10 protein-coding genes are annotated in these 14,245 nt (G+C 33.1%); 8 read left to right on the top strand and 2 right to left on the bottom strand.

Annotated features, from left to right (window positions below; translation table 11 throughout):
* Positions 1-62: 62 nt before the first annotated feature.
* The gene (locus QMD61_05055) at positions 63-5,744 is read right to left on the bottom strand and encodes a hypothetical protein (protein MDI6723994.1); all 5,682 of its coding nucleotides are present in this window, start codon (positions 5,742-5,744) and stop codon (positions 63-65) included.
* Positions 5,745-6,328: 584 nt separating this feature from the next.
* Here QMD61_05055 and QMD61_05050 point away from each other — a divergent pair.
* From QMD61_05050 to QMD61_05020, 7 genes are all read left to right on the top strand, one after another.
* Positions 6,329-8,134 (top strand): ABC transporter ATP-binding protein, encoded by a 1,806-nt coding sequence (locus QMD61_05050; GenBank protein ID MDI6723993.1) that lies wholly within the window; start codon positions 6,329-6,331, stop codon positions 8,132-8,134.
* Between the two features lie 122 nt (positions 8,135-8,256).
* Positions 8,257-8,607 carry a nucleotidyltransferase domain-containing protein gene (locus tag QMD61_05045; protein ID MDI6723992.1) on the top strand — a complete coding sequence of 117 codons (351 nt, stop codon included), beginning with the start codon at positions 8,257-8,259 and terminating at the stop codon, positions 8,605-8,607.
* Between the two features lie 1,118 nt (positions 8,608-9,725).
* Positions 9,726-10,526, top strand: coding sequence for a hypothetical protein (locus tag QMD61_05040; GenBank protein MDI6723991.1), 801 nt, complete (start codon positions 9,726-9,728; stop codon positions 10,524-10,526).
* The gene (locus QMD61_05035) at positions 10,516-10,809 is read left to right on the top strand and encodes a PqqD family protein (protein MDI6723990.1); all 294 of its coding nucleotides are present in this window, start codon (positions 10,516-10,518) and stop codon (positions 10,807-10,809) included. The genes QMD61_05040 and QMD61_05035 overlap by 11 nt, the downstream gene beginning before the upstream one ends.
* A complete protein-coding gene (locus QMD61_05030; protein MDI6723989.1) occupies positions 10,806-11,837 on the top strand; it encodes a radical SAM protein in 1,032 nt (343 codons plus the stop codon). Before QMD61_05035 ends, QMD61_05030 begins: the two co-directional genes overlap by 4 nt.
* A gap of 5 nt (positions 11,838-11,842) precedes the next feature.
* Positions 11,843-11,980 (top strand): hypothetical protein, encoded by a 138-nt coding sequence (locus QMD61_05025; GenBank protein MDI6723988.1) that lies wholly within the window; start codon positions 11,843-11,845, stop codon positions 11,978-11,980.
* Between the two features lie 131 nt (positions 11,981-12,111).
* A complete protein-coding gene (locus QMD61_05020; GenBank protein ID MDI6723987.1) occupies positions 12,112-13,059 on the top strand; it encodes a signal peptidase I in 948 nt (315 codons plus the stop codon).
* A gap of 34 nt (positions 13,060-13,093) precedes the next feature.
* On the opposite strand, the gene QMD61_05015 is transcribed toward QMD61_05020, so the two are convergent.
* On the bottom strand, positions 13,094-13,504 hold the full coding sequence (locus QMD61_05015; protein MDI6723986.1) for a hypothetical protein: 411 nt from the start codon (positions 13,502-13,504) through the stop codon (positions 13,094-13,096).
* A 77-nt stretch (positions 13,505-13,581) separates the two neighbouring features.
* Between QMD61_05015 and QMD61_05010 the strand changes: the two genes are divergently transcribed.
* A partial coding sequence (locus QMD61_05010) for a nucleotidyltransferase family protein (protein ID MDI6723985.1) occupies positions 13,582-14,245 on the top strand: 664 nt, incomplete at its 3' end.

Here is a 14,245-nt window from a genome sequence, read left to right as displayed (position 1 = left end):
TCTTTTTGTTTATGTTAGTTAATTTTCTGTTATATAAAAGATTTACTATTTGAAAAAAGAAGTTAAATAACCTCTCGAATGAGGTATGTTGTTTGTGCGTTGTTGTTGTAGTTCCAGTCATTTTCTGCTTGGGTTGTTTTTGTTGCTGTGTTGATTATTGTTCCTGTTCCTGTGATTTCTGCTGTAATTATAAGTGTTTTACTTTCTTCGGAGCTTAAGTTGCCTATGGTCCATATTCCAGCTCCAGTACCTGTGGTATTATGATTATATGATCCTGCTGAATTATCTGAAACCCATTGTACTCCTGAAGGTAGTTTATCAGTTATTTGCACTCCTGTAGCGTTACTTGGCCCATTATTAGTCACGGTTATTGTATAGGTCACATATTGCTTGTTGTTTTCTGTATATGTTGTGTAGGTTTGGTTTACTTGGATATCTGCTGATGCTGGTGTGATTATTGCATATTTTACATTTTGGTCGTTGCTTGATTTTATATCGGTTTGATCTACATGTAAAAGGTTTGCTGTTGTTGTAAGGTTTGCTGTTTTGTTTCCTACTGCTACAACCTTTAAATATATATAGGCGGTTGCTATGCCTCCTTTTGGCATGTATCCGATGTTCCATGTTAAAATACCTTGCTGATTTAAGCTATCGTAAGTATAGGAAATTGAACCTAATCCTCCAGTATTAGATGTAACGTATTGGAATCCATTTGGAATAATATATTGTAAAATAACTCCTGTAGCTTCATCATATGATGCTGAATTCCATGCAGTTAACATGAAAACTGGTACATTACCATAAACATATGTGTCTTGATATTTTTTCTCAAGTGAAAGGTAGTACCAAGGAGTGTTATAAACAGAAATATCCACAGATTTATTGTAATTTCCTGAGATAGTGAGGTATGTTGTTTGTGCGTTGTTGTTGTAGTTCCAGTCATTTTCTGCTTGGGTTGTTTTTGTTGCTGTGTTGATTATTGTTCCTGTTCCTGTGATTTCTGCTGTAATTATAAGTGTTTTACTTTCTTCGGAGCTTAAGTTGCCTATGGTCCATATTCCAGCTCCAGTACCTGTGGTATTATGATTATATGATCCTGCTGAATTATCTGAAACCCATTGTACTCCTGAAGGTAGTTTATCAGTTATTTGCACTCCTGTAGCGTTACTTGGCCCATTATTAGTCACGGTTATTGTATAGGTCACATATTGCTTGTTGTTTTCTGTATATGTTGTGTAGGTTTGGTTTACTTGGATATCTGCTGATGCTGGTGTGATTATTGCATATTTTACATTTTGGTCGTTGCTTGATTTTATATCGGTTTGATCTACATGTAAAAGGTTTGCTGTTGTTGTAAGGTTTGCTGTTTTGTTTCCTACTGCTACAACCTTTAAATATATATAGGCGGTTGCTATGCCTCCTTTTGGCATGTATCCGATGTTCCATGTTAAAATACCTTGCTGATTTAAGCTATCGTAAGTATAGGAAATTGAACCTAATCCTCCAGTATTAGATGTAACGTATTGGAATCCATTTGGAATAATATATTGTAAAATAACTCCTGTAGCTTCATCATATGATGCTGAATTCCATGCAGTTAACATGAAAACTGGTACATTACCATAAACATATGTGTCTTGATATTTTTTCTCAAGTGAAAGGTAGTACCAAGGAGTGTTATAAACAGAAATATCCACACATGGTACATAGATGCTAAATTTACTTGTAATATTTTGGCTGTTGTATTCATCTTGTGCAGTTCGTGTAGCGGTATTGTTAATAGTTGATTGAAGTGTTGCATTTCCAGTTATGGTTAAAGTTGCACTTTCTCCGTTATTTAATGTTCCTATTGTCCAGATACCTGTTAATGGGTCATAATCACCTATGGAAGGTGTCACAGTGACTCCAGTTAAGACTACAGGTATTGGATTGGTTATAACTAATCCTGTAGCATTATCAGGACCGTTATTATTAGCAGTAACTACAAAAGTCACTTTATTTCCTGAATAATTCCCAGTCTGGCTTAAAGCAACATCAGCTTTTTTTACATGTATAGTGGATGAAACAGTTGTGGTTTGAGGATATTCATTTTGTGTTTTTGTCGCGGTTAATATCATATCTTGACCTGCAATACTGCTTTGTGGTGTTACATAGACAATTAAAGTGGCACTGCTTCCTTTAGTGAGTGTTCCAACATTCCATTCTCCATTCATAAATGTTCCTTGACTGGCTGTATAACCATTCAAGGTTAAACCGGCAGGTAAATTGTTAGATACATTCACATCAGTGGCATCGTCGTCACCATTGTTAGTTACAGTAATGGTGTAATAGAACTGCTGCCCCACGTTTGGTGTTGCGTTGCTAGGGGTGATTGTGATGCTTGTCGCAGCTTTTTTTACGTAAATGGATGAGTCAGGTATAGTTACTGTTGATGGATATTCATTCCATGTGGCAGTTGCATGATTGGTTATGGTTGTCCCTGCCATTGCAGGTGTTAATACGCCTGTAAAGGTTAAAATAGCTGATGATCCACTAGCTAAGCTAGGGATAGTCCAGACATTTCCATCATAACTTCCTGTTCCATGTGTATCTGCTGTAAATCCATCGGGGAGTATATCGTTTATTTTAATGTTTGTAGCTGTATTAGGTCCATTATTGATTACAGTTACTGTAAAAATACCAGTTTGACCAACATTCATGTTGCTATTGTTTGCTGTGTTAGTTATTGTTAAAACAGCTTTAGGGCTGATTATGATTTGAGTATTTACGGTTTGGCTGTCAACAGTGGCACTAACAGTTGCAGTACCAGGGACAATTCCGGCAGTGAAAGTACTGGTTGAAATACCGTTTATTATGGTGCTGCTTGCAGGATTTAAGGATCCTAAAGTACCTCCAAAGTTTATTGGAATGCTATCAGGCACTTGACCAGAAGCTGGATTATAATAATTCCCATTTTGATCATGAGTTAAATCAGCTGTAACGGTTGAAGTTCCGCCAACAAGAATTGTATTAGGTGAAGCTGCAATGCTTAAAACAAGCCATGTTGCAGCATTTGCACCGCTGTTTACCCTTCCAGCTGCAAGCGGGCTGCTTCCCTGGTAATTGTTACCCCACCAGTTGTTTTGCGCGTTTAATGTTCCTGCAGATCTGTACACGTCAGTCCCTGTATTTCCAATTATTCTGTTGAAGTGAATTTCAGCAGTACCACCATCATTATAAAGAGCACCACCTGTAGTTGCGGTGTTATCTATTAAATTAGATTCTGTCACTGTTAAAACAGCCCTACCGCTGTTATAATTATTAATGGCTCCGCCTTCAGTACCGCTGTTACCGGTGAAACTTGATTTGGTTATATTTAAAATACCCCAGTTACGGATGGCTCCTCCATATGTTCCGGTGTTGCCTGTAAAAGTTGTATTGGTGATAACTGCAGGATTACTAGAACTACCTGCATTGGTCCATAATGCACCCCCGTGCTGTCCGCTGTTGCCTGTAAATGTAGAATTAGTTATGGTAAGGTTCATTCCAAGAATGCTGCCGTCTCCAATACATATAGCACCACCAGCACCATTATTGGTCATACCTCCAGCATTACTTGTAAAAGAGCTGTTATTTATGCTTAAATTACTGTTGCTGTAAATTGCTCCACCATCTTGACCTGCTGTATTGTTTGTAAAAGAGCTATTATCTATATTCAAATTACCATTGGTGTAGATAGCACCACCGTCATCGTTTGCAGTTCCACTGGAACTGGTTGCGTTGTTACCTGAAAATGTGCTGCCAGTTATTGTTATGCTACCAGTACTGTAAATAGCGCCACCAAAAGCATCATTTAATGAACCAGATGTTACAGTGTTACCTGTGAAAATGCTGTTATTTATTGTCAAGGTACCTGTATTGTAAATAGCGCCACCATAAACAGCAGTACTATCAGCAGTTCTACTTGCTCTGTTGTTTGTGAGTGCACAGTTATTTATTGTTAATGTGCCCCCATTATTCTGAATTGCACCACCGTTACTGTTACTTGCAAGTCCGTTTCTGAGTGTTAAATTTGTTAAAGTAATATTATATCCGCTTGAAATGATGAATATCCTGTTAAGATTTTGGCGATCGATAATAGCGGAATCTCTGCTCTCCCCATTGATAGTAACGTTTTTGTTAATGGTTAAATTAACATTACCGGTTCCTGTATATGTTCCATTTGCAACGTGAACTGTGCCTCCTGGAGAAACCATTGAAATACCTTTTGCAATGGTTTTGTATGGATTGCCCTGGCTTCCATCACCTGTGGTGTCGTTACCGGTTGGTGAAACGTAAATATCGGTTCCAACGGTGATATTAGTACTTACATTTACGCCATCGACTGTGGCATTCACTGTTGCAATACCGGAATTAAAACCTGTAAATGTTGTTGTTGCTATTCCATTAATTGTATATGCATCAAACGGGTTAACTGAACCCAGAGTACAGGTGAATGTTACGGGTATTCCATTAGGGACAGAACCTCCAGTAGCTAGATTTCCATTATTTAAATGATTTAAATCTGCAGTGATTGTAGAAGTACCGGATGTTGGAATCCATGATTGTGAAGAGGTTATAGTTAAAACTAGCCATGTGGTGGCAGTAACAGTGCCTGATGTTTTTCCAGTTGAACCTGCATTATCTCCCCACCAGTTATTTATGATGTTTACATTTCCACCACTACGGCGTATTTGATTACCACTGGGTGAATTTCCAATTATTCTGTTAAAGTGGATTTCCGCATTACCAGCATTATTATGAATGGCTCCTCCATTAGTAGTTGCAGTGTTAGATAAAAAATTACTGCCTGTAACATTTAAAGTAACACCACTTAAAGAGCTTCCACTCCAAATAGCTCCTCCATTACGTATTGCAGTATTTGTAACAAAATTACTACCTGTGATATTCAAGGTTCTGCTGCTCCAAATAGCTCCTCCATCACGTGCATTATTACCTGTAAATGTACAGTTAGTTACATTTAAAGTATTTGTAACGTAAATAGCACCACCATCATCAGTTCGAGTTCCACTAGCACTATTAACACTGTTATTTGTGAAATTACTTCCGGTTATGGTTGAAGAACCTGTATTGTAAATAGCTCCACCATACCCTTCATTATTTGAGCCAGATACTGCAGTATTGCTTGTGAATATGCTGTTTGTCACGGTTAAAGTTCCTGTGCTATAAATAGCACCACCAAATACATCAGTATTGCCCGTTGTCCTGATAGCCTTGTTATTTGTGAAAACACATCTATTTACGGTTAATGTGCCTCCATTATTTTGGATTGCACCACCGTTACTGTTTGTTGCTGTTCCATTCCGGATAGTTAGATCATTTAAGATAAAGTTTATTCCGCTGTTAACTATAAAAATTCTATTTAGGCCTTCAGCATCTATTATAGTTCCTGTTGAGCTTTGGCCTTGTATTGTCATATTCCTGTTTATGGTAATATTTTGGTTATTCGTCCCAGTATAAATACCATTAGCGACGTTTACTACTCCATTAGTGGATACTGTTCCTGTAGCGTTTTTAATACTTAATTTGGGTCCGCTTGTACCGTTCCATGTTGGACTTTCTCCGTCCCAGGTGTCATTTCCTGTGTCATTGTTTACATAAATTTGATTAGGAGCGGCTGAAACATCATCAATGCTGAATACAGTTGCCATAATTATTAAAATAAGTAAAATCAGGAATATATTATTGTTTTTATATTTAATCATTCTTCTTTCACCCCCTAATTCATATTTTTATTCATTTTATTCGCCCATTATGCCTTAGAATCTTATTTCTCAATTATTCATATTCAAAAATATATATTAAATTATTGTGAAGAAATTCACGAAATAAATAATCCAAATATTTGTGAATACATTTTAAATGACACTTATATTTTAATGTGAATATTTTCACAGCTTTATATATGGATTAATATTTTAAAGTGATTAATATTCTATTAAAATCTATTATTTAACCTTTACTGGTATCTTAATTCATTAATATTAATCTATAAAATGATAATAATCTGTTTAAGTTTTTAAAAAACCAAAAAAGTATTTATAATCAATATTGAAGCATTTAAATCGTTAAAAATATTATTGACAACCAAATTTTAATAATTTATATTCTAAAATTTAATTTTATCTATTTTGAGGGGTTATTTATAATTATCAGATTTCAGCATATTTTTTCTGGCAAAATTATTATTTAAACAAATTTAAATGTCTAAAATAATCAAAATAATAGAGATGTGAGTAGAATAATTATAAAAAAGGGATTTGTGATTAATGTCACAAAGTAGATTTTTATGTTCTCCAGAATGATCAATTCAAATGAAAATTTCACAGAATACATCAAAGCATTACTTGGTTTTAGATCTAAAAATCTTGCTCTGGCACTGGCTTTGATGGTTTTCATCAGTTTAACTGAGGGTATTGGTCTTCTTTTGCTTGTTCCTCTACTCCAACTTGTTGGTTTAGACGTTCAGCAGGGTGCATTAGGTCAAATCGCTGGCTCTATTGCATCGATTTTTTCATATATTGGAATTAAACCTTCATTAGCCATGGTGCTTATAATATATGTGGCAATTATAAGCTTAAATGCACTGTTTTATAGATTACAGAGACTGAAAACTTCTGAAATTGAATATGAATTTGCAGCCCATATAAGAAAAGGCCTGTTTGCAGCAATCACAAATTCTAACTGGCTCTTTTTTACAGGTAAAAAATCTTCTGATTTTGCCCATGCACTAACCTATGAAATAGAAAGGATAACCACTGGAACCAGTTTTTTCATCTCTTTAGTCGCCAGTTCAATTGTTTTATCAGTTTATATTGTATTTGCCTTAAAAATTTCAGGAGTCATCACCGGACTTATTTTTGTAATAGGCATTGCATTACTCCTTTTACTTAAAAAAAGGACGCAAGCAGCAAGTAAAAGCGGTGAAAGACTATCAAATACAAGTAAGGAAATCTATTCATCGACCCTTAAGCAGATGGAAGGGATGAAGACAATAAAAAGCTTCAATATGGAAGAGAAAAATGTTGAAATATTTTCTAATGAAGCAGATAATGTAACAAATAGTTACATGGATGCTATAAGAAGCTATTCTGATGTTAAATTCCTGTTTGATGTGGGATCTGTGGTGATTTTAAGCATTATAGTATTTATATTGATTGAAGTTATGGCCATTCCAACTGCTGAATTACTGATCCTCTTATTTTTGTTTGTTAGAATGATTCCGCGATTTTCAATGATCCAGTTAAGCTATCAGTATTTCATAAACATGTTACCTGCTTTTGGGACAGTTACTGGGCTTGAAAATGAATGCAGGGAAGCCGCAGAGCCACGATTGACTGGAAATGGGATGAAACTAAATAAGAAAATTGAATTTGAGAATGTTTCATTTTCCTATGGTGGGAAAAATGGATCCTTCGGCATTGAAAATCTGAATTTAACCATTGAAGCAGGGAAAACAACTGCAATCGCCGGATTATCAGGGGCAGGTAAAAGTACTATTGCAGATATGGTCATGGGCCTTATAAGGCCAGATAATGGCAATATACTGGTTGATGGTGTGTCTTTAAATCAGGAAAATCTCCTTAGCTGGCGTAATCAAATAGGATACGTTGCACAGGACACATTTCTGTTCAATGACACTATACGAAACAATTTGCTTTTAGCAGACCCTGAAGCCAGTGATGAAGATATCTTATTAGCATTAAAATTGGCATCGGCAGATGAATTTGTATTAAATCTCCCTGAAGGACTTGACACGTTGATTGGGGATCGTGGAGTTAGATTATCCGGTGGGGAGAAGCAGCGTTTAGCCCTGGCAAGGGCATTACTGCGCAGACCATCACTTTTAATACTGGATGAGGCCACAAGCAATCTGGACTCAAAAAATGAGAGGAACATACTTGATTCCATGGAAAGAATCCATGGAAATCTAACCATATTAATTATTGCCCATAGGTTATCTACAATACGAAATGCTGATGTTATCTACCTGGTTGAGGGAGGGAATATTGTTGAGTCCGGAGCTTGGGATGAACTCATTAAAACACAAGGTAAATTCCATTCTCTTGCTTATACACAAGGGATTAATGGCTAATGAAACATTTCTTCAATTGAAAATGAAAAATTCTAGTAATTATGTGTAATGCTGTAATAATGTATATCATCAATTGAATTTTATCATAAAATTTTTATAAAACAGTATCATACATAATAATTATGAAAACTCCTGAAAAATATCCTGAGGAAGTGTATGAATTTGTAAAAGAAATCCTCCATAGATATAAAAACAGGGTGGAAACCATAATTTTATTTGGATCTGTTGCCAGAGGAGAAGCTGGTGAAGAATCTGATATTGATATTTTAGTGGTGGGAGATGTTAATCTGGATGAACTTGTAGATGTATCATTTCCACTTTTACTTAAATATGGTAAACTTATATCAGCAAAAGATATGAAAAAATCTAGCTTTAAAAAGCAAGCTAAAGAAGGTTATTCTTTTATCAATAATGTCTTAAATGACGGTGTTATTCTATATGAAAGAGTGGGAAAAGCATCTGGAAAGAGCTGAAGAGAAGTTAAATCAGCCCATATACTATTTGATAACAATATGCTCTCAGATTCCATCAGTGAGTCTTATTACTCCATGTATCATGCTGCAAAAAATCTTTATTTTTTGCGCCTCAAAAATCATAGATTTTTGAATGCAGCAAAGGCACTACTAGCTTTAAAAAATGTATATACCAGAACAAATGCGGGTCTTGTGTCATAATTTGGATTAAATTTTGTTACTGAAGGATTAATTGAGGATTTTTATGCCAAAAGTTTAGCAAAAGCTGAAACAAAGCGTGAAAAAGCAGATTACGACGTATTTTATGTTCCTTCACGAGATGAATCAAAATCACTTCTTGAAGACGCAAAAGAGTTTTTAAATAGGATAAATAAGGCAGTTATCGAAATAAATGGTATTTGAAGGTAAAAGGACTGAAATAACCAATTTCTATTTATTTAAATCAGTTAAAATAATAAAAGCCTTAATGAAAAATAGATTAGAAGTTCGTTTAAGCTGATTAAATAAAAAAAATAAGAATTACCTTTTTATCATACTTTGATATCTGGACTCAAAAAATGAAAAGAATATTCTGGATTCCATGGAAATCTAACCATATTGATTATATCTCATCGTTTGTCAACCATTCGAAATACTGATCTTATTTATTTAATTGAAAATAGAAATCTTGTTGAAACAGGGGCATGGAATGTGCTCATAAATGAAAACGGGCCTTTTAGGGTGCTTTATGAGGCTCAATATTGGTTTATTTTAATTTAAAATTAATTGAAGAATCGAATTTTTTTAATATATTCTCATTAAGGGGATCCTGACCTTAAAATATATTATAATACTATTAAATGATATTAACTAAATAATTATTTTAAAAAATCTGTGATTAATGTCACGGGCTTTTAGCGCATGTAGAAATAAATAAATAGAATTAAATAGTAAAATTTACTAACTTAATAGCAATTACTCTAAAATATCGTGATTAATTTCACATATAACCTAATGATGAGAATATGAAGTCAAATGAAGCACAGAAACAGCTTAAAAAAAGATTTTTGGATTATTATGTAATGTTAATACAGCCTGAAACTATAATAAACCTTCTAGATGATAAATAGGAGATTATAATGAAAAATTCAGTGTCAATATCCATTGGTGGAATTCCTGTTAAAATTACATTAGATGATGAGTTATTTCTAAATGAAATTTTAGAGAAATACTCTAACTTCATTGTTGATGATATTGATCCAACCATAAATTTAGAAATTGAAGTCTTAGAAGATGAATCTGGACATAATATATTATTAGAAGTTCCTAAATTAACATTAGAGAGCGAAGAATTATATAAAATCTTTTGGAACAGCTTTTCTGGAGAATTTGATATTCATAGTATGAAGGGTAAATTAAGGTGTAGAAGTCAGTTAGATCTCAATAATTATCTACGTATCATTTATTCGCTTGTTTTATTAGAGGAACAAGGATTTTTAGTTCATGCTGCGAGTTTAATAAGAAATGGTATTGGATATCTCTTTCCAGGGAAGTCTGGAACAGGTAAAACCACTATATCCCGTTTAAGTAATGATTCTATACTTTTATCAGACGAGGTATCATTAGTCAAAAAGGTAGATGGTGAATACAATATTTTTGGAACTCCTTTTTGGGGAGAATTAGCCATAGCCGGAGAAAATACTCAAGCTCCTTTAAAAAGTGTTTTTTTACCTAAAAAAGATCAAGAAAACTATATAACACCTGCTAAATCTGTTAAGACTCTAGAACACCTGATTCCTAATGTTTTATTCTTTTTAAGTGATAATGAGTTTAATATGCAGCTTTTTAACATTTGCCATGATTTTGTAAATGTTATTCCTGCATATGAACTACATTTTTTGCCCGATCCATCATTTTGGAGTGTTATAAATGCTAAATGAATACATAGCCCTAAATAATGATAAAATAGCTTATAGAATCATTGATGGAGAGGCAGTAATTGTAGATCTTAAAGAAAGTAAATTAAACGTTTTAAATCCAGTGGCTACATTTATACTGGAACATATTGATGGCCAAACTCAAGTAAAAGAAATAATTGAAATGATATCAGAAGAATTTGATGTTGATTATGGAACTGCTAAAAAAGACTGTATTGATTTCATTTCTAAACTCAAGGATGAAAAAATTGTCACTTTATCACCAGATACCGGTGATTTTAAATGATAAAAGAAGATTTAAGAAGTTATATGAATCAAAAAACGGCAGAAAAAAGGATACTTCTTTCATGTCAGCTGGATCTTACCTATAATTGCAATTTAGATTGTATACATTGTTATGTATCTAAAGAAAATCGACAAGAGATGAAAAAATCGGATATAATGGATATTCTTGATCAATTGGCCGATTTAGGAACTCTCTATCTTGGCTTAAGTGGAGGGGAAATATTTACAAGGGAAGATTTCTTTGAAATTGCAGAATATGCTCGAGAACTGCATTTTGCTTTGAATATTTCCACAAATGGAACATTGATCAATAATGAAATAGCCGATAAACTATCTCGCCTAAATCCTAATAGAATAAGCTTTAGTGTCTATAGCATGGACCCTAAAATCCATGATAAAATAACAGGAGTACCTGGATCTCTTGAAAAAACAATTAAAGCTGCTAAAATGCTTAAAAATAGGAATATGTATCTTAGAGTAACTAACATTATCATGAAGCAAAATATCAATGAATACTTCAACATTTATAAGTTTGCTGAAAAATTAGATGCAGAATTCCAGGTTGATCCTCATATTACTCCGAAAACTGATGGAAACATGAAACCTCTTGATTACCAAATAAATGATAATGATCTATGCAGAATTTTGGTAGATCCTTTATTAAATGAGAATTTAAGTGAAGAAGAGGTAGGAAATCATTTTAATAGTATTTATAACGATTTACCTTGCAGTGCAGCGCATAATTTCTGTTACATTTCCCCTTATGCTGATGTTTTTCCCTGTAGTCAATTCCCATTATTCTGCGGGAATTTAAAAGAAGAATCTTTAAATGAAATATGGTATCATTCATCAGGGATGTTAGAGGCCAGTAACTTGAGAATGTCTAATTTACCTGCTTGTTCTAAGTGTGAAATTGTTGATTACTGCCGTTATTGCCCCGGACTCAGTATTCTTGAAGAAAATGATCTTATGGAGCCTTCAAGTAGGTGTTGTAAAGAAGCTAAATTATTAAGTTGTTTAAAGAGGTAAAAAATATGAAAAATAGAAAAAAATACCAAAAACCAGCTATAAAAACCGAAAAAATGTTTGAAAAGACAGTGTTAGCATGCGGAAAACTGCCACCAGGATCAGGTCCAGGTACATGTGGTGCAGGTAGAGGTTCCACTTCTTAATATAATAAGTAATAATTTGGCCCAAATTTCAATTACTAAATAATTTAACTCTTAGTTAATGATAGTGGCTATTCTCATAATTTTTAGTTGGAATAAGGGAATGTGATTTTATTTTAGATAATATTAATGAAATTAAACTTATAAAAAAATCTTTAAAAAAAAATAAATTCCGTTTTAAAGCATTAGGTAGCAGTATGTTTCCTCTAATAAAAAATGGGGACTTAGTAACTATTAAACCTGTTAATCCTTATGATCTATCGACTGGAGATATTATTTTTTTTGAAAAAAATGATTCATTAATCCTGCACCGTATAATAAAAGAAGAGAAATTTAAGGGGAAATTCATCACCAAAGGCGATAATATGCCTATACGCGACCCTGCAGTTAATTCTAATGAAATTTTAGGTAAATTAACTAGTATAGAAAGAAATGGGAAAATCATAAATCTTGATACATCTCTAAATAAAAAATTTGGAGTTTTTATTGTTGAATTTCACTGGATAATAAATCCTCTTTTAAGATTTTTTAATAGTTGTTTGAATTTTATCCCTAAAGCATTGATACATATTAACTCATGTTTAAACAGTTTTAAACGAATTAGAAAGCTAAAAAAACATTTTAAACCAGATACAATATATTATGCTTCTTCTCCTGATGATTTTCCTTTACTTTCTAAATTTTATGGTGCTGATTTATCTCCAACTACTGATGGTTCATTTTACTATATTGCAGAGCATAAAGGGAAGTTAATCGGCTCTTTATTTGTAGGAAGCCCCTGGAGAGAAAATTTATCTGATGATAACTGGTGGATAATGAGTTTAACGGTTTTAAATCAGTATAAAGGTATGGGAATAGGTGAAGAAATGGTTTTAGGTGCAATATCAGAATTAAAAATTAGGGAGATTGATAAAGTTTTGGTCAACGTTTTTGAAGATAATAAAGCTTCTTTAAATCTCTTTAAAAAAATTGGTTTTAAGGATGCAGAATTGCCTGAAATAGAAGAAAAAATAAATGATTACTATTTAGAAATATCGCCAAAATCTTCAAGGAGTCTAATATTAAGTTATAAAATCAAATAAGAATTGTAGTTTAATTAAATTAAAAAATTCTATTTTAAGGCATCGCTTTAGCATCAATCACTTTTATGTCGTATTTTACTATTGTTTTATTTTGATCAACAAATTCAAAATAGAATAAGGACTGTCCGCTTGCAGGAATGCTTTTTGGTTCCAGATAAACAGTATTATTGGTTGCAACTATTTCCCCATTCTCATCGTAAGCTATTGCCTTCATTTTAACCTTAAATGCATCATATTTATTATGATTTTGCACCGTACCTATTATATAAGAGTAATTTGTTCCGTTATATTCATAGTAATCTGTTGTTGTGTTGTTTAAAACTTTTATGGATTCTAATGAAATGGTTTTCTCTCCAAATGTACCATTTCCCGCCTCTTTTACGGTGCAGCCGGAGATCCCTGCTACGAACAAAATTATGAGTACAATTAAGATTTTTTTATGCATTTTTAATCATCTGAATGATTTTTATTACAGCTAAATATTTAATTATAACTAGTGTAGTCTTATATTATATAAAATACTTGATATTAAAAAATGAGGAGATCAAACTGATAAAAGATGATTTCAAATTAAGGCCTGAAGAAGAACTGCTTCTCTGCTGTGCCCGGACAAAAGTGAATCCTGAAATTAAAGACAAAATTCGTGATTTAGCTGGGAAAAATTTAGATTGGGATTATTTAATAAAAATGGCATCAAGGCACCGGTTAAAACCTCTTTTATACCATAATCTAAATTCAGTTTGCCCTGAAATGGTTCCTGACGATATTTTAGGGGAACTTAAGGATTATTTTAATGGTAATGTTCGTAAAAACCTTTTACTGACAGGTGAATTGATTAAAATACTTGAACTGTTGAAAGCTGAAGGTATTGATGCAGTGCCGTATAAAGGACCTGTTTTGGCTGATTTAATATATGGAAATATTTCTTTAAGGGAATTTAATGATCTTGATATATTCATTAATAAGGATGATTCTATTAAAATTATTGAAATTTTGAATAGTGAAGAATATATCCCCTATTTTCATATTAATGAAAAATCAATGAATAACTATTTTAGATCACAAAAAGGATTCATTTTCATAAGCGAAAATTCAGATTATTCCATTGATTTCCAATGGAAATTTTCCAGTAACTTTTTTTCTTTCCAATCTAGCCCTGAATCAGTATTGTGTGACAATTTAAACA

This window comes from Methanobacterium sp. (genome assembly GCA_030017655.1).
GTDB lineage: Archaea > Methanobacteriota > Methanobacteria > Methanobacteriales > Methanobacteriaceae > Methanobacterium_D.
Note: the sequence above shows the minus strand (reverse complement) of the source record. Positions and strands in the feature narration are given on the sequence as shown.

Coding starts and splice junctions, on each gene's coding strand:
- QMD61_05055 (MDI6723994.1), bottom strand. CDS start 5,744: ATGATTAAATATAAAAACAATAATATATTCCTGATTTTACTTATTTTA.
- QMD61_05050 (MDI6723993.1), top strand. CDS start 6,329: ATGTTCTCCAGAATGATCAATTCAAATGAAAATTTCACAGAATACATC.
- QMD61_05045 (MDI6723992.1), top strand. CDS start 8,257: ATGAAAACTCCTGAAAAATATCCTGAGGAAGTGTATGAATTTGTAAAA.
- QMD61_05040 (MDI6723991.1), top strand. CDS start 9,726: ATGAAAAATTCAGTGTCAATATCCATTGGTGGAATTCCTGTTAAAATT.
- QMD61_05035 (MDI6723990.1), top strand. CDS start 10,516: ATGCTAAATGAATACATAGCCCTAAATAATGATAAAATAGCTTATAGA.
- QMD61_05030 (MDI6723989.1), top strand. CDS start 10,806: ATGATAAAAGAAGATTTAAGAAGTTATATGAATCAAAAAACGGCAGAA.
- QMD61_05025 (MDI6723988.1), top strand. CDS start 11,843: ATGAAAAATAGAAAAAAATACCAAAAACCAGCTATAAAAACCGAAAAA.
- QMD61_05015 (MDI6723986.1), bottom strand. CDS start 13,504: ATGCATAAAAAAATCTTAATTGTACTCATAATTTTGTTCGTAGCAGGG.